The organism is uncultured Cetobacterium sp., from assembly GCF_945952365.1.
Lineage (GTDB): Bacteria > Fusobacteriota > Fusobacteriia > Fusobacteriales > Fusobacteriaceae > Cetobacterium_A.
The window spans coordinates 76,336-98,058 of the sequence record NZ_CAMFHX010000009.1 but is presented as its reverse complement, the minus strand read 5'-3'; the positions used below and the strand labels follow the sequence as shown (position 1 = coordinate 98,058).

The window sequence follows — 21,723 nt, the reverse complement described above, 5'->3', positions numbered from 1 at the left end:
TCTTTATCCCTTTTCAAAGAACTGGACCTATTTTTCATCTTTAGTTAACAGATTCTTATTTACTCTTAATTTTATCTTTTAAATATTCTATTTTTTCTTTGATCTCTTTATCTCTAGGGTCAATCTCATAAGCCGCTATGTACTCATTCAGTGATTTTTTATACCTACCTAAATATTCATACTCTTTTGCAAAATCTAGATGAGCACTATAAATATCCAAATCTAAAAATATTGCAAAATCATAACTATTTATAGCCTCTATTATTTTACCTGCTCTTGAATATGCATTTCCAAGTAAAAAATATATAAAAGCATCCCCAGGTTTTTTGTCTAAAAACGCATTAAAGTATTTTATACTTCTTGTATAATTCCCCAACTCATAGTTTAAATATCCTAGAAATCCAATAGTTTCACTATCTTTTTTCCCTAAAACTCTAAGTTTCTCATAGATTTCTAAAGCTCCTTCGCAATCTCTTTTATAAAAAAGTATTGTTCCTAATTTTTCTAAGTTTTCAATATCATTAGCTTTTGTTAAAAGTTCAAATCTTACCTCTTGTTCTTGGTCTAATAACTCTCTCTTACTTATATCTATTCTCTTTAGTATCTTTTTTCTTAGCATTTTAATCCCCCTTAGGTTTTTTAAAACTACTTCTCTTCGAGAATTATATCATATTTTTGCTTTTTATTTAAGAAATTTTAAAAAGACTTTTAAAGAATAAAAAAAAAGAGCCTAAGCTCTTTTTAAGTAAAATTATAATGCTGCTTTTGCAGTTTCTGCTAATTTAGCGAACTCAGCTGCATTGTTTAAAGCGATATCAGCTAATACTTTTCTATCTAACTCGATTCCTGCTCTCTTTAATCCGTTCATTAAAGTTGAGTAAGTTAATCCGTTGATTCTTGCAGCAGCGTTGATTCTGATGATCCATAATTGTCTCATCTTTCTCTTTCTAACTTTTCTATCTCTTGTTGAGAAAGCTTCTGCTCTCATTACTGCTTGTTTAGCTTGCTTGAAAACGTCACCTGACGCTCCTCTAAATCCTTTAGCAGCTTTTAAAACTTTTTTATGTCTTCTTCTTCTAACTATTCCAGTCTTAACTCTCATTTACTTATCCTCCTAAAATTGGTTCTTTAACAATAATATTCCTAAAGAATTATTATCTTCCTACTCCGTATGGTAATAATCCTTTTAAGTGCTTCTCTAATGTAGAAGTGATAACTGTATCCTTCTTTAATCTGTTCTTTCTTTTTCTTGATTTCTTAGTTAAGATATGGCTCTTTCCTGGCTTCTTAACAACGAACTTTCCTGTTCCAGTTACTTTAATTCTCTTTCTAGCACCTCTATGAGTTTTCATTTTTGGCATTGTAATGTTCCTCCTCTCGAATCTTCACTATTTTTTTGGTGATAAGATCAAATATTTTTGCTTATCATTATATTTTTTATCAACATCTGCGATTTCAACGAATCTTTCAGATATTTGATCTAACATTTCAATTCCTTGATCAGCGTACATTCTTTCTCTTCCGTACTGAACAAGAGTTATTTTAACCTTGTTGTCCTTCTCTAAGAACTTTGTTACATGTCCTATTTTTGTATCCATATCGTGCTGATCTATTCTAGCTCTAAACTTAACCTCTTTAAGTATAACTTGCTTTTGGTTTTTCTTAGCTTCTTTAGCTTTTCTAGTTTGCTCGTATTTATACTTTCCATAATCCATTATTTTACATACTGGTGGTGCAGCATTTGGAGATATTTCAACTAAGTCTAACTCCTTTTGTACCGCTAATTCTAAAGCTTCCATAGCTGACATAATTCCTAATTGTTCACCAGTTTCAGAGATAATTCTTAACTCTCTACCTCTTATCTTTTCGTTGATTCTAACCTTGTCCGAAATAATAGACACCTCCTATTAACTATCAAATAAAAAAAACAGGATATAAAATTCCTGTTAAACTCAAATAATTATTAAGGCTAGCCCTAAACAAAAATTTAAATACCTTTATGTAGGTTATCCCCCATAAGGTGAGAAACAGGAAGTTTCTTCTTGATAAATCTTATTAATTGTCTTTAATAATTATAACACAATTGTACAAAAAGTCAACTTAATTTTTTATTGATTTTATTGAGGTCCTCTTTAATTTGAGGACCTCTCTTCATTTTACTCTTCGCTTGAAGAAGTTCCATACTTTTCTAAAAGTTCTCTATTTTCATTTTTCTCTTTTTCTAATTGAACTTTTTTTATAGAAAGCTTTATTCTTTTCTTTTCAGAATCAATTTCAACTATTTCAGCTAAAACTGTATCTCCTACATTAAATCTATCTTTTAAGTTTTTAATAAAATCTTTAGATGCTAATTGAGTTGGAATAAACCCATCTACTCCCTCTCCTAATTTAACGAACATTCCAAAGTCTTGAATATTTTTTATCTCTTTTTCTATTCTATCTCCAACTTTGTAATTTTCTAAAGCTGTTTCCCAAGGACTCTTTGTTAAATCCTTGATACTTCCCTTTATTTTTTGTGCCTCTAGATTTAGTTCAGTTACTTTAAACTCAACTTTATCTCCTTTAGAGTATTTTTTATTTCCTGACCATGCAAAATCAGAGTTATGAATAAATCCATCTACTCCCTCTTCTACTTCAACAAAAATTCCGAATGCTTTAACCTCTACTACTGTTCCAGTTAAAGTTGATCCAACTGCATATTTCTCCGAAGCATCTTGCCATGGGTTTGCACTAAGTTGTTTCATTCCTAACTTTAATTTTCTTTCAGCTGGATTTAATTCCGTGATAACAACTTTCACTTCATCTCCAACCTTTACAAAAGCATTCACGTTAACTTTTTTACTTGCCCAAGTGAAATCAGATGTATGAACTAATCCTTCAACACCTGGTAATAATTCAACAAACGCTCCATAGTTTACTACTCTTGTTACTTTTCCAGTAGCTTCAGAACCTAAAGCGTACTTTTCAGCTAAAATTTCCCATGGATTTTTTCTTAATGCTTTTATTGATAATCTTACATTTCTCTTTTCTTTTTCAATCTCTATAATCTTAGCTTCAATTACATCCCCTGATTTATATAGGTTTTGTAAATCTACTGTTTTTTTCCAATCTATCTCTGATATATGTATAAATCCTCTTACTCCATCTAACTTTACAGTTAAACCAAAGTCTAGAACGTCTAATACTGTAGCTTTAACAACACTGTTTAAAGTTAATTTCTCAATCGCTTCTAACTCTTTAGCTGCTACAATCTCTTTTCTAGATAAAAGAATCTTTTTACCTTTTTTATCCTCTTTTACATCTTTTATAACTACTGAAACTTCTTGACCTACGAAAGAATCTCCTTGATCAAATGGAATCTCTGATAATGAGTTTGGTAAGAATCCTTGTTGGAAGAATAACTCAACAACATATCCACCTTTTACTTTCTTCAGAATTTTTCCTGTTACAGTCTCATTATTATTGAAAGCTGCATTTAACTTTTCTGAACCAATCTCCATATCAACTCTTCTTTTTGAAGCGATTAATACTAGTGAATCGTCCTCTTCTAATTGTGAAACTATTAGAACTTCAACTTCGTCTCCTACAGAATATCCTGCTAATTCCTCTGTTCTTACTCTTACAGCTTTTGGTTCTCCCGCTACCTCTAGATATGTGAAGTTTCTGTCTGTATTTACAATTGTTCCAGTTACTTTTCTTTTTAGCTCCTCATCCTCTTTTATTGGCATGTACTCATTTAGTAATGCTTCAAAATCTTCATAGTAATCAAAGTTAGACATTAAAGTTCCCCCTTATTTTATTTTCTATTTTTTTTATGATATCTTCAGGAGTTGATGCTCCAGCTGTTATTCCTATTTTCATATTCTCAGAAAACATTCCTAAATCCAACTCATTTTCATTTTGAACCAAATAACTATTTGGATTTTCAGCTAAAGCTACCTCTAGAAGTTTTTTACTGTTCGAGCTTTTTAAATCTCCTATTACAATAACTATATCACATATTTTTGATAACTTTCTAGTAGCTTCCTGTCTTTCGCTTGTCGCTCCACATATCCTATCAAATATCTGGGCATTTGAATAGTATTTTTCTAAATATTCTTTCATCTCTAAAAACTTTTTTTTATTTAAAGTTGTTTGAGTTAATACTGTATATCTTTTATCTTTATCTAAAGAACTTTCTTTTAATTCATCAATATTTTTAAAAATATTGATTTTTTTTCCAAACGAAACAATCCCCTTAACTTCTGGGTGCTCTTTATCTCCGATAAATATTATTTCATCTCCTAAGCTCTCTCTCTCTATGAGAATCTCTTTTATTTTATCTACAAAAATACATGTAGCATCCTTTATTTCGACCTCTTTTTTCTTTAATTTTTCCATTATTTCTAAAGTTGTTCCATGTGCTCTTACTATTATGACATCCCCTTTTTCTAAAGGATCTCTTTCCGCCAATATATCTTTTTCGTCCAATGTTATAAACCCGATATTTTCCATCTCTCTTACAACATCTTTATTATGAACTACCATTCCTAAAATATATTTTTTATTTTTATTATTTTTAGCTACTTCATAGCAAGTTTCTACTGCTTTTTTTACTCCAAAGCAAAAACCCATTTTTTCAGCTCTTATTATCTCCACAGATTTTACTCCTCGTTAAACTTTTTCACTTCTATTAATTCTATTAACTCAGCAATCATTTCATCCTCATCGTGACCATCGCACTCTAATGTTAAAACTCTACCTTGCTCTGCTGCAAGAAGCATTAACCCCATTATACTTTTTCCGTTTATAGTTTCATCTTCAAAAATTACATTTATATCTGCATCATATTTACTCGCCGTTTGAACAAATAAAGATGATGGTCTAGCGTGTAATCCCGCTTTATTTTTTATTGTCACTTCTACTTTTTTCATACTACATTTCTCCCTTCTACTTTATATAAATATTCGTTTAATATCTCTTTTATCTCTTCTGAATTTTTAGCTTTCAGCATACTAAATTTTATATCTTCTAACTCTGAAATTCTAATTTTTCTAACTAGATTTCTTACTTTAGGAATATACGCCGGTGCCATACTTAACTCTCTTATTCCTAAACTCAACAAACCTATTACAGCTGCGTCTTCTCCAGCCATCTCACCACAAACAGAGATTTTTTTATTTTTTTTCAAAGCTGCACTTGTAACCATTTCAATAGCTCTTATAACAGCAGGATCATAACAATCATATAACTTTTCAGCAATCGGACTATATCTATCTGTAGCTAATATATACTGAGTCAAATCGTTTGTTCCTATCGAAAAGAAATCTACATAATCCGCAAACACATCTGCAAGCATAACATTTGAAGGTACCTCTACCATCATTCCAATCTCTATATCATTTTTAAATGTTTTATTCTCTTCTAAAAGCTCTCTTTTACACTCTTGAACTAAATCTTTAGCTTCATTAATCTCTTTTAAATTGGTTATCATCGGATACATCATCTTTATATTGTGGTGCTCTGCTGCTCTTAATATCCCTTTTATCTGATTTTTAAATAGCCCCTTATCTGATAAAGTTAACCTCATCCCTCTACATCCTAGTGATGGATTCTCTTCATCCACCATCTTATAATAAGATAGTTTTTTATCTGCTCCAATATCTAATGTTCTTATGATTATAGGTTTATTCGGCTGCGTTTCATCAAACTCACGAGCTATATTTTCATATATTTTACGTTGCTTTTCTTCATCTGGAAACTCTTCTGCATCCATATATATAAGTTCTGTTCTCAGTAGACCAATCCCATCTGGATTTTTTCTACACACCTGAGCTATATCTAATCGTCCACCTATATTCAGATGTAGATACACCCTTTCTCCATCTAAAGTTACCGTTTCTTTATCTATTGTCTCTTCTATCTCTTTAATTTTATTTCTATATCTATTTTTATCCTCTTCGCATCTATTAAGTGTTTTTGTATCTGGATTGGTTACAACCTTTCCTTCCATAGATGTCGTATCTAATATTATTTGATCTCCCCAGTCGACTGAAAATATATCATTTCCACCCATCAGAGTTGGAATCTCTAATGCTTTTGTTAAAATAGCTGTATGAGATGTTTCTCCCATATACTCCATAATAATTCCATTTAATTTAATTCCACTATAATAAATTTTTAAAAGCTCTGAAGGTAGCAACTCTCTTATAACTAAAATTTTACCATCTAAATTTGAATCCACTCCCTCTTCAGAAGTTAAGCTCATTATTATTCTTTCACTTATATCTTTTATATCTAAAGCTCTTTGCTTATATATAGGATCCGCTATTTTTTCAAACATCTCAATATATTTATTTGAAACTTTTTTTACAACCGATTCAGCGTTATTTCCCTCTTTTTTTATCCCTTTTTTTATATCTGTTATAAACTGAGGATCATCTAACATCATTATATGAACTGTTAAAATTTGTAAATCCTCTTTGCTTATTTTGCCTTCTAAGTTACTTTTAATTTGTTTTATATCACTTTTAGCTTTCTGAACCGCTCCTAAAAATCTTTCAATCTCCTCATCTATTTTATCAGATGAAATTTTATAATTTTCAATATCTATCTTTTTTTTTCTCTCTATATAGGGTTGACCTATAACTATTCCAGGAAAAATACTTTTACCTACAATAACTCCCATTTCACTCACCCCTTGACTATTTTTTCTCTAAAAAAATTATACCGTATTTCTCTCTTTTTTTAAACTATTATTTATGCTTTAATTTTTCACTTGAATAATTTTTTAATATTTTTCAAAAAAGTTATTGACTTTTATTTTATTTTGTATTATATTAATTTCAAGTTTAGCACTCCGTAACAGCGAGTGCTAATAAAAAGTTGAAAAGGGTGATTTTATGGTTGTCAGTGATAGAGAAAAACTTGTTCTTAGTGCCATTATAGATTTCTATTTACTTTCTGGTGAAACAATTGGTTCTAGAGCACTTGTAAAAAAATATAATATCGATCTATCCTCTGCAACAATAAGAAATGTAATGTCTGATTTAGAAGACATGGGATTTATCGTAAAAACCCACACTTCATCTGGTAGAATCCCTACAGACAGGGGATATAAATTTTACCTAGAAGAGCTTTTAAAAATTGAAAAACTTTCAAGAGAAGAGCAAGCAAGAATAAACTCTGTTTATGAAATTAAAATGAGAGAACTTGACTCTGTTTTAAAGAAAACTTCAACTTTACTTTCAAAGTTGACTAACTATGTTGGAATAGTTATTGAACCTACTCACAAAAAAGAGAAGATAAAAAAAGTTGAACTTGTCCACATCGATGATTATATGGCTATGGCTGTAATTGTTATGGAAAACAAAAGCGTTCGTACTAAAAAAATCTTTTTTGATGAGATGTGTAGTGAAGAGGAATTAGCTAAACTTTCTCAAAATATTAATAACGAGATTAAAAATCATTTTGTTGAATCTCATGAGATTGAAAAAATTATTGACTTTGTTTATAGTGAAGTAGAAGGAAAGCTTTTCTTAGAAAACTCATCTGAAATCTTCAGAGACAAACAGGTGAATGATATAAGTGATGTCTTAGATATTTTCTCAAAACGAGGAAAAATCAAAGAACTTTTTGAAGAAGCTATCAAATCAAAACCTTTTAAAGAGGGAGAAGTTAATGTTATCTTCGGTGAAGAGTTGGCTGTTAAAGGTTTAGAAGACTACAGTTTTGTTTTTTCAGTTTACAATGTGGATAACTCTCCTGGAATCATCGGAGTTATGGGTCCTAAGAGGATGTCTTACTCTAAGACTATGGGACTTATTCAACATGTCACTAAAGAGGTTAATAAAGTTATTATAGAAATAAGTAATGAAGGAGATAGTAATGACAGATAAAGATATAAAAGATGAAATAATCGACGAAACAATAGAAAGCGGAGAGACTGTTGAAACTCTTTCTGAAGAAAATGAAATAGATAAATTAAAAACAGAAGTAGATGATTGGAAGAACTCTTACTTAAGAAAACAAGCTGAGTTCCAAAACTTTACTAAAAGAAAAGAAAAAGAGTTTGATGATTTAAAAGCTTTTGCTTCTGAAAAGATAATTGTAAAAGTTTTAGACATCGTTGATAACTTAGAAAGAGCTATCGCAGCTTCTTCTGAATCAAAAGATTTCGATTCATTAGTTAAAGGAGTTGAATTAACTCTTTCTCAAATGAAAAGTACTGTTGCTAGTGAAGGTGTAGAAGCGATTGAGACTGAAAAAGCATCTTTCGATCCTCATCTACATATGGCTGTAGCTGTAGAGGATTCAGCTGATCATGCTAACGATGAAGTAATTGCTGAATTCCAAAAAGGTTATAAAATGAAGGGAAAAGTTATTAGACCCTCAATGGTTAAAGTTTGTAAAAAATAAATTAGAAAAATTAAAAAAATTCAGATATATTAGGAGGTTTTTTAAATGGCAAAAATTATAGGAATTGACTTAGGAACTACTAACTCATGTGTTGCAGTAATGGAGGGTGGATCTACTACAGTAATCTCTAATGCAGAAGGAGCTAGAACAACTCCATCTGTTGTAAGTATAAAAGAAAACGGAGAGATTATTGTTGGAGAGATTGCAAAAAGACAAGCAATCACTAACCCAATGTCTACAATCTTATCTATCAAAACTCATATGGGTACTGACCATAAAGTTGATATTCACGGAAAGAACTACACTCCACAAGAAATTTCTGCAATGATTTTAAAGAAATTAAAATCAGATGCTGAAGCTTACTTAGGAGAAACAGTAACTGAAGCAGTTATAACTGTTCCTGCTTACTTTACAGATGCTCAAAGACAAGCTACAAAAGATGCTGGAGTTATCGCTGGTTTAGATGTAAAAAGAATTATCAATGAGCCTACTGCTGCTGCACTAGCTTACGGATTAGAAAAAGCTGGTAAAGAGGAAAGAGTATTAGTATTTGACCTTGGTGGAGGAACATTCGACGTTTCAATCCTTGAAATCGCAGACGGTGTAATTGAAGTTATTTCAACTTCAGGAAACAACCATCTTGGTGGAGATAACTTCGATGATGCTGTTATCAAATACTTAGTTGAAGAGTTCAAAAAAGAAAACGGAATCGATTTAGGAAATGACAAAATGGCTTACCAAAGATTAAAGGATGCTGCTGAGAAAGCTAAGAAAGAACTTTCTACATTAATGGAAGCACACATCTCTTTACCATTCATCACTATGGATGCTACAGGACCTAAACATTTAGATATAAAATTAACTAGAGCTAAGTTCAACGACTTAACTAGAGATTTAGTTGAAGCTACACAAGTTCCTACAAAGGATGCTTTAAAAGCTGCTGGATTAAATCCATCTGATATCGATGAGATATTATTAGTTGGAGGATCAACAAGAATTCCTGCAGTTCAAGAGTGGGTAGAATCATACTTCGGTAAGAAGCCAAACAAAGGAATCAACCCAGATGAGGTTGTTGCTGAAGGAGCAGCTATTCAAGGTGGAGTTTTAATGGGAGATGTTAAAGATGTATTACTTCTTGATGTTACTCCATTATCTTTAGGAATTGAGACTTTAGGTGGAGTATTCACTAAGATTATCGAGAGAAATACTACAATTCCTGTAAAGAAATCACAAGTATTCTCGACTGCTGTTGATAACCAACCAGCTGTTACAATCAATGTTTTACAAGGAGAAAGAGCTAAAGCTGCTGATAACCATAAATTAGGAGAGTTCAACCTTGAAGGAATCCCAGCTGCACCAAGAGGAGTTCCTCAAATCGAAGTTACTTTCGATATCGATGCTAACGGAATCGTTCATGTTTCTGCTAAAGATTTAGGAACTGGAAAAATCAGTAACGTAACAATCTCTGGTTCTACAAACTTATCTGCTGATGAGATTGAAAGAATGAAAAAAGATGCTGAAGCTAACGAAGCTGAAGATAAAAAATTCAAAGAGTTAGTTGAAACTAGAAATAAAGCTGATATGTTAATCGCTTCAACTGAAAAATCAGTAAAAGATTATGCTGAAAAAGTAACTGAAGACGAGAAAAAAGCTATCGAAGAAGCTATCGAAGAACTTAAAAAAGTAAAAGATGGAGAAGATAAAGACGCTATTGACGCTGCTATCGAAAAATTATCTACAGCTGCTCATAAATTAGCTGAAGAGATCTACAAAGATGCTCAAGCTAACCAACAAGGTGGAGCTAACCCAGAAAACAACGCTAAAGACGATGTTGCTGATGCTGAGATAGTTGACTAATATTACTAATTAATATATACTTTACTTAAGGGATAGAGCTACTCTATCCCTTATTTTAAGAAACGGAGGATTTTTTTAAATGGCTAAGAGAGACTTTTATGAAGTTTTAGGAGCTGCCAAAGGTGCTTCTGATGTAGAGATAAAAAAAGCTTATAGAAAAGCTGCTATGAAATATCACCCAGATAAATTTAGTGGGGCTAGTGAAACTGAGAAAAAAGAAGCTGAAGATAAATTCAAAGAAATCAATGAAGCATATCAGGTTCTTTCAGATGAAAATAAAAGAGCTCAGTATGATAGATTTGGACATGCTGCTTTTGAAAATGGTGGAGGCGGTGCTGGAGCTGGTGGATTTGGCGGTTTCGGTGGTGGATTTGAAGATTTAGGAGATATTTTCGGTTCATTCTTCGGCGGTGGAGGTGGATTTGGTGGTTTCGGTGGATCTCGTCAAAGAGGACCTGAGCCTGGAGAGGATTTAAGATATAATCTTGAATTAACTTTAGAAGAAGCTGCTAAAGGTGTAGAAAAAACATTAAAATATAAGAGAACTGGTTCTTGTGGAACTTGTCATGGTACAGGAGCTGAAAAAGGTTCTAAGATGAGCAAATGTTCTAAATGTAATGGTACTGGAACTATTCATGTTACTCAAAGAACTGTGTTTGGAAACTTCCAAACAACTCAAGAGTGTGACTCTTGCCACGGTAAAGGGGAAGTTCCTGAAAAGAAATGTAAGAAATGTCATGGTACAGGTATAGATACTGAAGTCGTAGAAAAAACTATTAAGATTCCTGCTGGAATTGATGATGGACAAAAATTAAGACTTTCTGGTATGGGTAATGCAAGTACAGAGGGTGGCCCTAATGGAGATTTATATGTTTACATCTCTGTTAAACAACATCCATTCTTTGAAAGAAACGGTGTAGATATAATTTGTGATGTTCCTGTTACATTTGCTAAGGCTACTCTTGGTGGAGAGATTGAAATCCCTACACTAAACGGTAAGAAAACTATTAAGATTCCTGCTGGAACTCAAAATGATAAACTATTTAAAATGAAAGGTGAAGGAATTAAAAATCCTAGAAGCCCTTATACTGGAGACCAAATTGTTAGAATAAAAATTGAAGTTCCTGTTAATTTAAGTTCTGAGCAAGAAGAGTTATTAAGAAAGTTTGATGAAAGTTTAAAAGATAAAAATCATAAAGATAACAAAAACTTCTTTGATAAACTAAAGAACTTCTTCTCTTAAATTTTATTGAAAAGAAAATAACCTTATGATATACTTGTCTTAGAAAAATATTATTTAAGGGGGCTATAATATGAACGAACTATTTGCTAAATATGGTGGTATGATTCTTACATTTGCTATTTGGGCAGCTGTATTCTACTTCCTACTTATCTTACCAAACAAGAAGAAGCAAAAGAAACATCAAGAGATGTTAGACTCATTAAAAGAAGGGGCTGACGTTATAACTTCAGGTGGAATTAAAGGTACTATTACTAATATTAGTCCTGAATTCTTAACTATAAGAGTTGATAAAGGTGTTAACATCCAAGTGCTTAAGAATTCTATAACAAGAGTTTTAAAATAAAAATATTTACAAAAGGATGGGATGGATGACTTTCCATCCTATTTTATTATTCTAAACTGATGGAGAGCAATTATGAAAAAATACCTTATATTTTTTATATTTTGTTTAGTTTCCTTTACTATTTTTGCTAATGGAACTATTCAAAAAGTCAGAATGAACAATAACCCTGCACAATTAGTTTTTGATATTTCAAGTCAAGTTAAACCCAAGTTTAATAGCAGCTATGATGAGTACAACCGATTACTTTTCTTAGAAATTGACAAAGTTAAAATGAACACAAAATTTAACCCTTCAAGCTTTATTGGAAAAAGTATTGAGAAAATAGATTTAATCGATTATGGAACTAATGTTGGATTTTTTATAAAGTTAAAAAAGGGTGCTGGACATAAAGTCTACTCTTTAACTAATCCTCATAGAATCGTTGTGGATTTGAGACCCACAACCTCTTCTAAAAAAGAGTTCACTATAGCTATCGATGCTGGACATGGAGGAAAAGATCCTGGAGCAATCGGCTTTAAAATCTATAAAGAAAAAGATATTGCACTAGCTGTAGCTAAAAAATTACAGACTAGACTATCTAAGGATTTTAATGTTATTATGACAAGAAGTGATGATAGATACCTTACACTTTCTGAAAGAAGCCGAGTTGCAAATAGAGCTAAAGCAGATCTTTTTGTCAGCCTACACTTAAATGCATCTAACAATGCATCTGCTCAAGGTGCTGAGATTTTCTATTTTTCAAAGAAATCCTCTCCTTATGCTGAAAAAATAGCTGCATATGAGAATAGTTTCGGAGAAAAATATGGTGAAAAAACTGGAAGTATCGCCCAAATAATGGGAGAGTTAGCTTACAATAAAAATATGGAAAAATCTATAAATATCGCTAAACCACTAAATACATCTTTAGCTAAAAGATTAAATATGAGAGATAGAGGTATCTACGGAGCAAATTTTGCTGTTCTTAGAGGATTTAATGGTCCTGGAATTTTAGTTGAACTTGGATTTATTACAAATAAAGTTGAGGTTACTAAACTTTCAAAAGAGAGTAATCAAAATGTTATGGCTGATGAGTTAGCAAACAAAATCAGATCATTTTTCTATTAGGAGGAATTATGTCAAATAAACTAAAAATATTTTTAGTAATTTTAACTTCTATAACTGTAGCTACTGGGATATATTCAAATAGATTAAATAAAAAAAGTGAAATAGTAACTTCTATTTCTGCTCCTACTATAGAGTCTATTAAAAAAACTGAAATCACTACTCTGATTTTTTTCCCTGATTTTAAAGTTGGAAAATTATCTTCTCAAGATATCATATTAAGTTCTAACTTAATCAATAAAGAGGATATTTTAAAAGATATTATCTCGCAGCTTATATTAAAACTAGAAGAGAAACAAATTTTAAAAAAAGAAAGCTTAAAATACGAAGTATACTTAAAAAATAGAACTATCTACTTAGATTTAGATTCTAAAGTTTTAGCCTCTGCAAAGAACCCTCAAGAGGAACTTCTTTTAATCTATTCTTTTGTAAACAGTTTATTGACTCCTGGCGGAGCTGATACTGTTGTACTTCTTATAAATGGAGCCCCTACAGATAAAGTTAACTTTATCAATATTAATAAAAGTTATAAATTAAATAGTAATATATAATTTTTTAGGAGTTTCTTGCACTGAAACTCCTTTTTCAAAATTTGGAGGACATTTTATGGATATAGATTTTTTAAAAAATGAAATTAAAGATATTCTTTCTAAAAAAAGATACGAGCACTCTGTTAGAGTTTTAGAAACTGCTATCTCTTTAGGAAAAATTTACAAAGCTGATTTAAATAAAGTTGCTATTGCTTCATTACTACATGACTATGCCAAAGAATTTAAAAGAGATGACCTTATAAATCTATCTAAAGAACACTTTTATGATGAAACAAAAGATTATCTTTCAAATGCTGAGATTTTACATAGTTACATTGGTACTTATTTTGCAAAAGAAAAATTTAATATCACAGATTCTGAAATTTTAAATGCCATTAAATATCATACAACTGGTCGTAGAGATATGAGTGTAGTTGAAAAAATAGTTTACTTAGCTGATGCTATAGAACCTAAAAGAGATTACCCATATGTTGAAAAAATTAGAGATTTATCTTTAATAAATTTAGATAAAGCTATTTTATTAGAGGTAAACAAAAAAATTGAGTATCTTTTAAAAGAGAATCATGTGATACATGTAAACTCTGTTGAGATGCGTAATTGGCTCTTAAATTTGAGCTAATAGGAGGAATTAAAAATTATGAAACAAACAAAATTAGATAAACAACTGGAACAATTAAAAAAAGTTTTAAAAGGTAGTAAAGCCTTAACTTTAGATGAAATTACAAAAGCGTTAGGATGGTCACCTAAATATAAAAAAGATAATAGAGAGATTCTTGAGCACTGGTTAGAAACTGGTGAAATCATGAAAAACAAAAGAAACAAATATAATATCCCTGAAAATTTAGGATTTGTTAAAGGTAAATTCTCAAATATAAAAGGTAAATTTGGATTTGTTGATACAGATACTGAAGGATATTTCATTCCTAGAAGTAAATTTGGAAATGCATTAGACGGAGATACTGTTTTAATCAATGTTACTTCTCCTGAAGGAAAAGGAAAGAAAGAGGGAGAGATTGTAAACGTTCTAATCAGAGAGAAAAATACAATAATTGGAATATTTGAAAAGAAAGAAAATTTTGGTTTTGTTAGACCTACACAATCTTTTGGTAGAGATATCTATATTCCTAAAAACTTCTTCAATAAAGCAAAAGATGGAGAACTTGTAGTTGTTGAAATGACTTTCTGGGGAAGCGATGAGAAAAAACCTGAAGGTAAAATAGTTGAAAAAATTGGAAATCCATTTGATACTGATAATATGATAAAGGCTTTAATTTTAAGAGAGGGATTATCTGAAGAGTTCCCAGATGATGTTCTAGCAGAAGCTCGTCAAATTCCTATTACTATATCTGATGAAGAGATTAAAAAGAGAAAAGATTTAAGACATCTTCCAATCATAACAATTGATGGTGACGACGCAAAAGATTTAGATGATGCTGTTTATGTTGAAAAGTTAGATAACGGTTACTACAAACTTATCGTTGCAATAGCTGATGTTTCTCACTATATTCCAACAGGTTCTAAATTAGATAAAGAAGCTGAGAAAAGAGGAAACTCGGTTTATATGGTTGATAGAGTTCTTCCAATGTTCCCTAAAGAGATTTCAAATGGAATTTGTTCTTTAAATCCACACGAAGATAAACTTACTTTCTCTGTTGAACTTTTAATTGATTCACATGGAAGAGCAATTGATGTACAAACTTATAAGTCAGTAATTAATACAGTACACAGAATGACTTATACAAATGTAAATAAAATTATTGCTAAAGACCCTGAAACAACAGAAAAATACTCAGATATCGTTGATATGCTATTTACAATGTTAGAACTTTCTAAAATTATAAGAGCTATCAAATATAACAGAGGTTCAATTGATTTTGATCTTCCTGAAGTTAAAGCTGTTTTAGATGAGAATAAAAAAGTTAAATATTTAAAAAATATTGAAAGAGGAGAGTCTGAAAGAATAATTGAAGATTTTATGATTATGGCCAACGAAGCTGTAGCAGAAAAACTTTTCTGGTTAGAGATGCCATCTGTTTATAGAGTTCATGAAACTCCTGATCCTGAAAGAGTTAAAAATCTAAGCGATACTCTTTCTAAATTCGGATATAAGCTTCACTCATTTGAAGATTTACATCCTAAAAAGTTCCAATCTATAATTGAAGATTCAGAAGCTAGAGGAATAAATATGATTGTACATAAGATGATTTTAATGTCACTTAAACAAGCTAGATACGGAGTAGAAAACTTAGGTCACTTCGGATTATCATCTAATTACTATACACACTTTACGTCACCGATTAGAAGATATGCGGATTTACTAATCCATAGAATTTTAAATATTTCATTAAATGGGTATCCAACTAAAAAACAATATGGTACTTTAATCAACTATCTTCCTGAAGTTACTGTTCATATATCTCAGACAGAAAGAAAGGCCATGAAAATAGAGGATGAAAGTATTAAAATAAAAGTAGTTGAGTATATGCTTGATAAAATTGGAGATGAATTCAAAGCTACTATAGTTGGATTTAATAATAAAAAGATTTTCTTTGAAACAGAAGAACACGTAGAGTGTTTCTGGGATGTAACTACAGCTCAAAACTTCTATGAATTCAACGATACTGACTATGTAATGAAAGACATAGATACTGGTAGAGAATTCCATTTAGGGGATAAAATGGATATTTTAACTGTCAGAGCAGATTTACAAATGCTTGAGATTGAAGTTATTCCTACTGAGTTTCATCAAGAATATACAGGGAGAAGAAAAGAAAGGAGATTTTAATTTATGATATTAGCTAATAATAAAAAAGCTTTTTTTGATTATTTTGTTGAAGATAGGTTCGAAGCTGGTATTGAGCTTGTTGGAAGTGAGGTTAAATCTATTAAAGCTGGAAAAACAAGTATAAAGGAAGCTTTTATTAGAATAATCAATGGAGAGATTTTTATAATGGGAATGACTGTTGTTCCTTGGTCTTTCGGAAGTGTTTATAATCCTGAGGAGAGAAGAGTTAGAAAACTACTTTTACACAAAGGAGAGATCAAAAAACTTCATGAGAAAGTTACTCAAAAAGGTTATACTATAGTTCCTTTAAATATACACCTATCAAAAGGGTATGTTAAAGTTGAAATTGCTTTAGCTAGAGGTAAAAAGAATTATGATAAACGTGACTCTTTAGCTAAAAAAGATCAGCAAAGAACAATTGAGAGAGCTGTTAAAGATAGAGATTAAAATTATAAAAGCAGATGAAATTAAAATCATCTGCTTTTTTATTAGAATTTATATATCGCTGCTAATCCAATTGCACTAACACGCTTTTTATATGTTATATCTTTTAAATTCTTATCAGTTTTATATTGAACGAATGAGTAAGTTCCCATTAAATCAAGCTGAGAGTTGTACTTGTACTTAGCTCCCATAGAATACATATCAGCATCTAAAACATAATCTGTATCTGTGTAAGTTTTCTCATTTGCTCCAGTATTTGTATATTGATATCCTGTCATAAAAGTCCACTTTTCATTTAATTCATAATCTACTCCAACTGCTACTTCATAACCGTTGTCATAGTGATCGAAGTTTCCTAAATCATCTCCAGCTTCTTTTATAAAGTAGTAGTTACCTGAAGCTAATAAAGTAGTTTTTTCTGCCACTTTATAAGAAGCTCCTAAAGCTGCTACTGCTGGAAGATTTCTTCTTCCACTTCCCTCAGACATCCATTGTTTTATAGCTGGGTTACCAAGTACCACATCATAGAATTTATCTCCTAATACTGAACTTCCTGTTGATTCTATAAAGCCTTTTCTTAATTTAGATTCTTTGTTATCAAAATCTAACTTTGTTTCTGTTTCATATCTCATAGCTAGATTAAATTTGTTATTTGGATGATAGTTTAATCCGAATATTCCAGAAGCTCCAAAAGCTGTTCTTTCTGAATCGATATCAAACTTAGCTTTTCCAGAACCCAGCCCTCCTCCAAGATTATTATATTCAAAGTTTCCTTCACCTTTAAATTTTCTTTCAGCATCAACTAATCTTAATCCAACTGCTCCACTCCAAGCTTCGTTAAACTTTCTAGCTATTCCTCCTTGAAAAGCAACATAATATGATTGACCATGAATCGTAGACCCACCTACATATTCTGCTCCTATTAATCCAAATAGTGGATTACTTCCAACTATCTCAGGAAAAGTAGCTATTCCTCCACCATAAGCAACACTACCTCCACCCGCTATTGCTCCTGCATGGAAAAAGTATGCTGTATCTCCAGTTTTTTTTACAATCTGTACACTTGGAACAGCTGGTGACGCTTTATCACTTTTAAATTTCTCTCCATTATATTCCATACTATAATCTTTCAAATGCGTTTGATTGTTAACTTGAATGTATGTTCCATCCTCTAACCAAACCAATCCAGCTGGATTGTAATATGCCCCAGATACTCCAATTTTACCTACCATAGCTGGATGTGCTAAATACTCTGCATCCTGCTGTGAAAGATAATCTATACTTCCTGCAAAACTAGTTGCTGATAATATTGTTCCTAGTATCATTAATTTTTGCTTAAACTTCATTTTCTCTCTCCTTCGTCATTTCTAAAGCTTTGTTTATCAACAAATCACCCATCTCTATAACTTCTGTTTTAAATGTTTCAAACTCTATTTCTGGATAAAATCCTGTACAAATTAAAGTGGCATAACCATGAGAAAAATACCATCCTTTTTTTATCACCCATTCAACTATATCCACAGGAAATTGATTGTATTCTTTATTGTTATTAAATCCATTGTAGATTAAATTTCTAAAATCATCCATTACTTCATCCATAAACTCTCTCGGTAATCCTTCTCTTAAAAAGATAGTTCTAAATAAAGCTTTTTCCTCTTTTGCAAAAAGACATATCCCTATTCCAATATTTAAAAGCGATAAATCTGTATAGTCACGTTTTGTATATTCAAAAAGTTTTGTCTTTGCTTTTTTTGAAAGTTCATTTTTCAACTCATCCATAGATTTAAAAGCTGAATAAATTCCTATTGTTGAAACTCCCAATTTTTTAGCTACATTTCTTGCTGTAACCTCTTTTAAGTTCTCATTATTTAAGATTTCATATGCACTTTCTAATATTTCATCTCTACTAAAATTAGGCTTTCTCCCCATAATAATTCTCCTATATGTTATGTTATTTTTAAACACATCCTATATTATATCTCATAAGATAAACAAATACAAACACTTTATTATATACCACTGTTATGAAATAACTTTATTTTTTACAAAACACTGTTATGAAATTATTTAAAAATAACAAAAAGAGGCTAGAAAACTAGCCTCTTCCATATGAGAAATTATTAAATAAGGTATTATTTTATTAAGCTTTTATAACTTTATCATTTGACTGCATGAACTCTAAATATTGCTCTTTTGTCATAACAGGTTTAAAGTTATCTAAAATTTCTTTTGCCTTTTTACCTTCAGCAAACAGTAAATCTACAACTGTTAAAGCTAAAGCTTTCGCTGGCATTAAAATTGCCACATCATTATCAACAGTTTTAAACTCTCTTGTATGAAGAGCTCCATTGATTCCACCAAACATAGGGTGTAATGTTGGCATTATGTGAGATACATCTCCAAAATCAAATGATCCTGTGAAGTCCCCACCTTTTATCATATCATCTTTTAATCCTAAGTATTCTAAGTTACCTTCTAAAACATCTTCCATTGAATCATGCTTTAATATTGGTAAATATCCAGGAAGCTCAGTTATTTCTATCTCTGCTCCTACAGCATATGCTCCTGCTGTTAATCCTCTATTTACCTTTTTATTAGCATCGATCATTCCTTCGATTGTTCTAGCTCTTACATAAGCTTCCATTCTAACATCTGCTGGTACAGAGTTAACTATATCTCCACCTTTTGTTATAATAGGATGGAATCTTACTCTATCACTATCTTTAAATGTTTCTCTTTGAGCATGTACATTGTTAATTCCTAACATTGCTGCATTTAAAGCATTTATTCCTTCATGAGGAGCTGATCCTGCATGAGCTTCTTTTCCTATAAATTTAACAGTTTTTCCTATAAATCCATTACTTACTGGTCCTGTTAAAACTTTTTTATCTCCTAAATCTAAGGCATGGAACATTACAGCCATATCAACATCATCAAATGAACCGTTGTATATCATCTCTTGCTTTCCACCGAAGTACTTTATCTTTCCCTCTTCTCTTAATTTAGTTCTATATCCTAACTCTACGAACTCTTCTGCTGGAGTTGCCATAAAATCTACTTTTCCACCTAGCTCAGCTAAGATTCCAGACTTTATAAGTCCTGTTGCTGCTCCTAGCATCCCTGCGATTTGGATGTGATGACCACAAGCGTGAACTGCACCTAATTCGTTTGAATCAGTATGATCACTACAAGATATTGCATCTAACTCTCCTAAAATAGCAACTTTAGGCCCTTCTATATCTTTATTTGATCTTGCTCTACATCCTGTGTAGGCAATTCCTTCTTCTACCTCTAATCCTAACTCATTTTTAAAGTAGTTTGAAACTATCTTTGTTCCTTCGAACTCTTTATATCCAAACTCTGGATTATCATACATAGCTTTTCCAGCTGCTAAAATTACATCTCTATTGTCATCAATAGCTTTTATTACTCTCTCTTTAATCTCATTTAAGTTCATAGTTTTCTCCTTAACCCTAAGTAAATCTTAATCGTTTTTTATAATTAAATTACACCTTGTAACTTTAATACCGTTTGAGCTATTAAAGCACATGCAAAGAATATCGTTGTAAATACTGCTACTGCAATTATTACTATTTTCCAAGACATAGCTTTTAATTCCTCTATTTTATCTCCTACAGAAATTCCTGCAAAAGCTAATAGTGGTGTACAAAGTGGCATAAATTCTACTGTTCCAATTTGTGGTGCAAAGAATTTTGATATCGATAACGCTGGAATACTTACTATCATTCCAACTATAGTTGATAACGCATATGCTGGTAAAGGGAACTTTGGAAAAGCATCCTTAACCGCAAAACATGCTAAAGCTAGTGCAATAATTAAAAACATTCCTGGGATTGCTCCTATAAATTGTTTTTGTAATCCTATAGCCTGTCCTGCTAAAACGATAACTCCTGTTATCGACATAAGTATAAAGTATAATATATATTTTTTAAGATCTAAACTACGCATTTTGCTTCACTTCCTTTTTTGCAAACTTTGGAGCTAATTTTTTATAGTACCACTCTGTGAATGGTAATGATATAAATACAAGGATATTTACTCCTGTTAATCCCGATAACATGTTACTTGTTGATGCATATGCAAACACTTGCTCTGCATACTCAGGTCCTACAACTTCAGCTAATGATGAAGCTGCTGCGGTCATCATACTTCCACTTCCTACTCCACAAGCCATTCCTAATGCTAATGGATGAATTCCAGAGTAAACTGATAACGATCCTAAAATTCCAAAATATATTGTTCCAACGATTGTACCTGCTAAATATACTCCTAAAACTCCACTTCCTTCTGGTGAAGCTATTCCATATTTCTCTCCGATTACTCCTAATGAAGCTTCTCTACTGATACTTGATCCTGCTCCAATCGCTTCTCTGTTTAATCCTAATTTTAAAGCTAGTGGAACTGCTACTAAAGGTGCTAAAACATGTCCGAACTCTTGAGCTAAGAATGCTGGACCAGCTTGGATAATTTTATCTAAATTAGGTCCTACGAAAGTTCCTAATTTTATTCCTAACATTAAAAGAATTAGCATAACCATATCACTGGCTATTTTCATCTCTTTCTCTCCAATAATCTCTCTTAATTTTGCTACCTTTTTTCCTAGTAAATCTGGTGTTAATGCCATTCCAATAATAACCGCAAATAACATTGGGAATAAAGCTACTTTTCCCAATTGAATTTTTCCAATTTTTTCACATACTAGTGAAATAATTGTTACAACTAAAAAAACATTAATTGTGTTCTTGTTCATAGTACTCACTCTTCCTTAACTTAATTTTTTCTAACCCTTAAGACTTTGTCTTTAATAGGTCCTTAATTTCAATAATGAAATAATACTATTTTTTTGATATTATGTCAAGCTTTTTTTCGAATTTTTTATTTTAAAACAAATTTTATTGTTCTGTTTTTGAACCTTTTAAGATCAAAAATAAAACTTATTTGAAAATAAAAAAAGAATTCGGTCCTTTAATATCCCAAATTC

At 31.2% G+C, this 21,723-nt stretch carries 23 protein-coding genes and 1 other annotated feature; of the genes, 10 read left to right on the top strand and 13 right to left on the bottom strand.

Annotated elements, in window-relative coordinates:
• Positions 1 to 55: 55 nt before the first annotated feature.
• From Q0O83_RS04920 to ptsP, 8 genes are all read right to left on the bottom strand, one after another.
• Positions 56 to 619, bottom strand: coding sequence for a tetratricopeptide repeat protein (locus Q0O83_RS04920; protein WP_294094651.1), 564 nt, complete (start codon positions 617 to 619; stop codon positions 56 to 58).
• 132 nt (positions 620 to 751) lie between these two features.
• A complete protein-coding gene (rplT, locus tag Q0O83_RS04915) occupies positions 752 to 1,102 on the bottom strand; it encodes a 50S ribosomal protein L20 (protein WP_023050246.1) in 351 nt (116 codons plus the stop codon).
• Positions 1,103 to 1,154: 52 nt separating this feature from the next.
• Positions 1,155 to 1,361 (bottom strand): 50S ribosomal protein L35, encoded by a 207-nt coding sequence (gene rpmI / locus Q0O83_RS04910; protein WP_294094649.1) that lies wholly within the window; start codon positions 1,359 to 1,361, stop codon positions 1,155 to 1,157.
• Between the two features lie 27 nt (positions 1,362 to 1,388).
• Positions 1,389 to 1,901, bottom strand: coding sequence for a translation initiation factor IF-3 (infC, locus tag Q0O83_RS04905; protein WP_294094647.1), 513 nt, complete (start codon positions 1,899 to 1,901; stop codon positions 1,389 to 1,391).
• A 12-nt stretch (positions 1,902 to 1,913) separates the two neighbouring features.
• Positions 1,914 to 2,050, bottom strand: a sequence feature (ribosomal protein L20 leader region).
• A 106-nt stretch (positions 2,051 to 2,156) separates the two neighbouring features.
• On the bottom strand, positions 2,157 to 3,779 hold the full coding sequence (locus tag Q0O83_RS04900) for a S1 RNA-binding domain-containing protein (protein WP_294094646.1): 1,623 nt from the start codon (positions 3,777 to 3,779) through the stop codon (positions 2,157 to 2,159).
• Complete coding sequence (gene ispH / locus Q0O83_RS04895; RefSeq protein WP_294094644.1) at positions 3,772 to 4,638, bottom strand: 4-hydroxy-3-methylbut-2-enyl diphosphate reductase; 867 nt, start codon at positions 4,636 to 4,638, stop codon at positions 3,772 to 3,774. Before ispH ends, Q0O83_RS04900 begins: the two co-directional genes overlap by 8 nt.
• Positions 4,639 to 4,643: 5 nt before the next feature.
• Positions 4,644 to 4,913: an HPr family phosphocarrier protein gene (locus tag Q0O83_RS04890; RefSeq protein ID WP_294094642.1), complete on the bottom strand. Its 270-nt coding sequence runs from the start codon at positions 4,911 to 4,913 to the stop codon at positions 4,644 to 4,646.
• Positions 4,910 to 6,667, bottom strand: coding sequence for a phosphoenolpyruvate--protein phosphotransferase (gene ptsP / locus Q0O83_RS04885; RefSeq protein WP_294094640.1), 1,758 nt, complete (start codon positions 6,665 to 6,667; stop codon positions 4,910 to 4,912). The genes Q0O83_RS04890 and ptsP overlap by 4 nt, the downstream gene beginning before the upstream one ends.
• A 214-nt stretch (positions 6,668 to 6,881) precedes the next feature.
• Here ptsP and hrcA point away from each other — a divergent pair, with 214 nt between their 5' ends.
• The 10 genes from hrcA (at position 6,882) to smpB (ending at position 16,724) form a co-directional block, all read left to right on the top strand.
• Positions 6,882 to 7,877 carry a heat-inducible transcriptional repressor HrcA gene (gene hrcA / locus Q0O83_RS04880; RefSeq protein WP_294094639.1) on the top strand — a complete coding sequence of 332 codons (996 nt, stop codon included), beginning with the start codon at positions 6,882 to 6,884 and terminating at the stop codon, positions 7,875 to 7,877.
• Positions 7,867 to 8,397 (top strand): nucleotide exchange factor GrpE, encoded by a 531-nt coding sequence (grpE, locus tag Q0O83_RS04875; protein ID WP_294094653.1) that lies wholly within the window; start codon positions 7,867 to 7,869, stop codon positions 8,395 to 8,397. The genes hrcA and grpE overlap by 11 nt, the downstream gene beginning before the upstream one ends.
• Positions 8,398 to 8,442: 45 nt before the next feature.
• The gene (gene dnaK / locus Q0O83_RS04870; RefSeq protein WP_294094637.1) at positions 8,443 to 10,254 is read left to right on the top strand and encodes a molecular chaperone DnaK; all 1,812 of its coding nucleotides are present in this window, start codon (positions 8,443 to 8,445) and stop codon (positions 10,252 to 10,254) included.
• 79 nt (positions 10,255 to 10,333) lie between these two features.
• Positions 10,334 to 11,497 (top strand): molecular chaperone DnaJ, encoded by a 1,164-nt coding sequence (gene dnaJ / locus Q0O83_RS04865; protein WP_294094635.1) that lies wholly within the window; start codon positions 10,334 to 10,336, stop codon positions 11,495 to 11,497.
• Between the two features lie 70 nt (positions 11,498 to 11,567).
• On the top strand, positions 11,568 to 11,840 hold the full coding sequence (gene yajC, locus Q0O83_RS04860; RefSeq protein WP_294094634.1) for a preprotein translocase subunit YajC: 273 nt from the start codon (positions 11,568 to 11,570) through the stop codon (positions 11,838 to 11,840).
• A gap of 72 nt (positions 11,841 to 11,912) precedes the next feature.
• Positions 11,913 to 12,944, top strand: a complete 1,032-nt coding sequence (locus Q0O83_RS04855) for an N-acetylmuramoyl-L-alanine amidase (RefSeq protein WP_294094632.1) — start codon at positions 11,913 to 11,915, stop codon at positions 12,942 to 12,944.
• An 8-nt stretch (positions 12,945 to 12,952) separates the two neighbouring features.
• Positions 12,953 to 13,492 carry a GerMN domain-containing protein gene (locus Q0O83_RS04850; RefSeq protein WP_294094630.1) on the top strand — a complete coding sequence of 180 codons (540 nt, stop codon included), beginning with the start codon at positions 12,953 to 12,955 and terminating at the stop codon, positions 13,490 to 13,492.
• A gap of 55 nt (positions 13,493 to 13,547) precedes the next feature.
• Positions 13,548 to 14,111: a bis(5'-nucleosyl)-tetraphosphatase (symmetrical) YqeK gene (gene yqeK, locus Q0O83_RS04845; RefSeq protein WP_294094629.1), complete on the top strand. Its 564-nt coding sequence runs from the start codon at positions 13,548 to 13,550 to the stop codon at positions 14,109 to 14,111.
• Between the two features lie 18 nt (positions 14,112 to 14,129).
• Complete coding sequence (rnr, locus tag Q0O83_RS04840; RefSeq protein ID WP_294094628.1) at positions 14,130 to 16,277, top strand: ribonuclease R; 2,148 nt, start codon at positions 14,130 to 14,132, stop codon at positions 16,275 to 16,277.
• A 3-nt stretch (positions 16,278 to 16,280) separates the two neighbouring features.
• The gene (smpB, locus tag Q0O83_RS04835) at positions 16,281 to 16,724 is read left to right on the top strand and encodes an SsrA-binding protein SmpB (protein ID WP_294094626.1); all 444 of its coding nucleotides are present in this window, start codon (positions 16,281 to 16,283) and stop codon (positions 16,722 to 16,724) included.
• Positions 16,725 to 16,765: 41 nt separating this feature from the next.
• On the opposite strand, the gene Q0O83_RS04830 is transcribed toward smpB, so the two are convergent.
• The 5 genes from Q0O83_RS04830 to Q0O83_RS04810 form a co-directional block, all read right to left on the bottom strand.
• Complete coding sequence (locus Q0O83_RS04830; RefSeq protein WP_294094625.1) at positions 16,766 to 18,067, bottom strand: outer membrane protein transport protein; 1,302 nt, start codon at positions 18,065 to 18,067, stop codon at positions 16,766 to 16,768.
• A complete protein-coding gene (locus Q0O83_RS04825) occupies positions 18,057 to 18,650 on the bottom strand; it encodes a TetR/AcrR family transcriptional regulator (protein ID WP_294094624.1) in 594 nt (197 codons plus the stop codon). Before Q0O83_RS04825 ends, Q0O83_RS04830 begins: the two co-directional genes overlap by 11 nt.
• Positions 18,651 to 18,861: 211 nt before the next feature.
• Positions 18,862 to 20,178 (bottom strand): amidohydrolase, encoded by a 1,317-nt coding sequence (locus tag Q0O83_RS04820; RefSeq protein ID WP_294094622.1) that lies wholly within the window; start codon positions 20,176 to 20,178, stop codon positions 18,862 to 18,864.
• Between the two features lie 44 nt (positions 20,179 to 20,222).
• A complete protein-coding gene (locus Q0O83_RS04815; protein WP_294094621.1) occupies positions 20,223 to 20,690 on the bottom strand; it encodes a hypothetical protein in 468 nt (155 codons plus the stop codon).
• Positions 20,683 to 21,492, bottom strand: a complete 810-nt coding sequence (locus tag Q0O83_RS04810) for a DUF3100 domain-containing protein (RefSeq protein ID WP_294094619.1) — start codon at positions 21,490 to 21,492, stop codon at positions 20,683 to 20,685. The genes Q0O83_RS04815 and Q0O83_RS04810 overlap by 8 nt, the downstream gene beginning before the upstream one ends.
• Between the last annotated feature and the right edge of the window lie 231 nt (positions 21,493 to 21,723).

What these genes read in the sequence shown, in the direction of transcription:
- yqeK (WP_294094629.1), top strand. Translation starts at nt 13,548, where the DNA reads ATGGATATAGATTTTTTAAAAAATGAAATTAAAGATATTCTTTCTAAA.
- smpB (WP_294094626.1), top strand. Translation starts at nt 16,281, where the DNA reads ATGATATTAGCTAATAATAAAAAAGCTTTTTTTGATTATTTTGTTGAA.
- ptsP (WP_294094640.1), bottom strand. Translation starts at nt 6,667, where the DNA reads ATGGGAGTTATTGTAGGTAAAAGTATTTTTCCTGGAATAGTTATAGGT.
- Q0O83_RS04890 (WP_294094642.1), bottom strand. Translation starts at nt 4,913, where the DNA reads ATGAAAAAAGTAGAAGTGACAATAAAAAATAAAGCGGGATTACACGCT.
- Q0O83_RS04920 (WP_294094651.1), bottom strand. Translation starts at nt 619, where the DNA reads ATGCTAAGAAAAAAGATACTAAAGAGAATAGATATAAGTAAGAGAGAG.
- Q0O83_RS04900 (WP_294094646.1), bottom strand. Translation starts at nt 3,779, where the DNA reads ATGTCTAACTTTGATTACTATGAAGATTTTGAAGCATTACTAAATGAG.
- Q0O83_RS04855 (WP_294094632.1), top strand. Translation starts at nt 11,913, where the DNA reads ATGAAAAAATACCTTATATTTTTTATATTTTGTTTAGTTTCCTTTACT.
- yajC (WP_294094634.1), top strand. Translation starts at nt 11,568, where the DNA reads ATGAACGAACTATTTGCTAAATATGGTGGTATGATTCTTACATTTGCT.
- Q0O83_RS04850 (WP_294094630.1), top strand. Translation starts at nt 12,953, where the DNA reads ATGTCAAATAAACTAAAAATATTTTTAGTAATTTTAACTTCTATAACT.
- rplT (WP_023050246.1), bottom strand. Translation starts at nt 1,102, where the DNA reads ATGAGAGTTAAGACTGGAATAGTTAGAAGAAGAAGACATAAAAAAGTT.
- Q0O83_RS04825 (WP_294094624.1), bottom strand. Translation starts at nt 18,650, where the DNA reads ATGGGGAGAAAGCCTAATTTTAGTAGAGATGAAATATTAGAAAGTGCA.
- Q0O83_RS04815 (WP_294094621.1), bottom strand. Translation starts at nt 20,690, where the DNA reads ATGCGTAGTTTAGATCTTAAAAAATATATATTATACTTTATACTTATG.
- hrcA (WP_294094639.1), top strand. Translation starts at nt 6,882, where the DNA reads ATGGTTGTCAGTGATAGAGAAAAACTTGTTCTTAGTGCCATTATAGAT.
- rpmI (WP_294094649.1), bottom strand. Translation starts at nt 1,361, where the DNA reads ATGCCAAAAATGAAAACTCATAGAGGTGCTAGAAAGAGAATTAAAGTA.
- Q0O83_RS04830 (WP_294094625.1), bottom strand. Translation starts at nt 18,067, where the DNA reads ATGAAGTTTAAGCAAAAATTAATGATACTAGGAACAATATTATCAGCA.
- rnr (WP_294094628.1), top strand. Translation starts at nt 14,130, where the DNA reads ATGAAACAAACAAAATTAGATAAACAACTGGAACAATTAAAAAAAGTT.
- Q0O83_RS04820 (WP_294094622.1), bottom strand. Translation starts at nt 20,178, where the DNA reads ATGAACTTAAATGAGATTAAAGAGAGAGTAATAAAAGCTATTGATGAC.
- dnaJ (WP_294094635.1), top strand. Translation starts at nt 10,334, where the DNA reads ATGGCTAAGAGAGACTTTTATGAAGTTTTAGGAGCTGCCAAAGGTGCT.
- Q0O83_RS04810 (WP_294094619.1), bottom strand. Translation starts at nt 21,492, where the DNA reads ATGAACAAGAACACAATTAATGTTTTTTTAGTTGTAACAATTATTTCA.
- dnaK (WP_294094637.1), top strand. Translation starts at nt 8,443, where the DNA reads ATGGCAAAAATTATAGGAATTGACTTAGGAACTACTAACTCATGTGTT.
- grpE (WP_294094653.1), top strand. Translation starts at nt 7,867, where the DNA reads ATGACAGATAAAGATATAAAAGATGAAATAATCGACGAAACAATAGAA.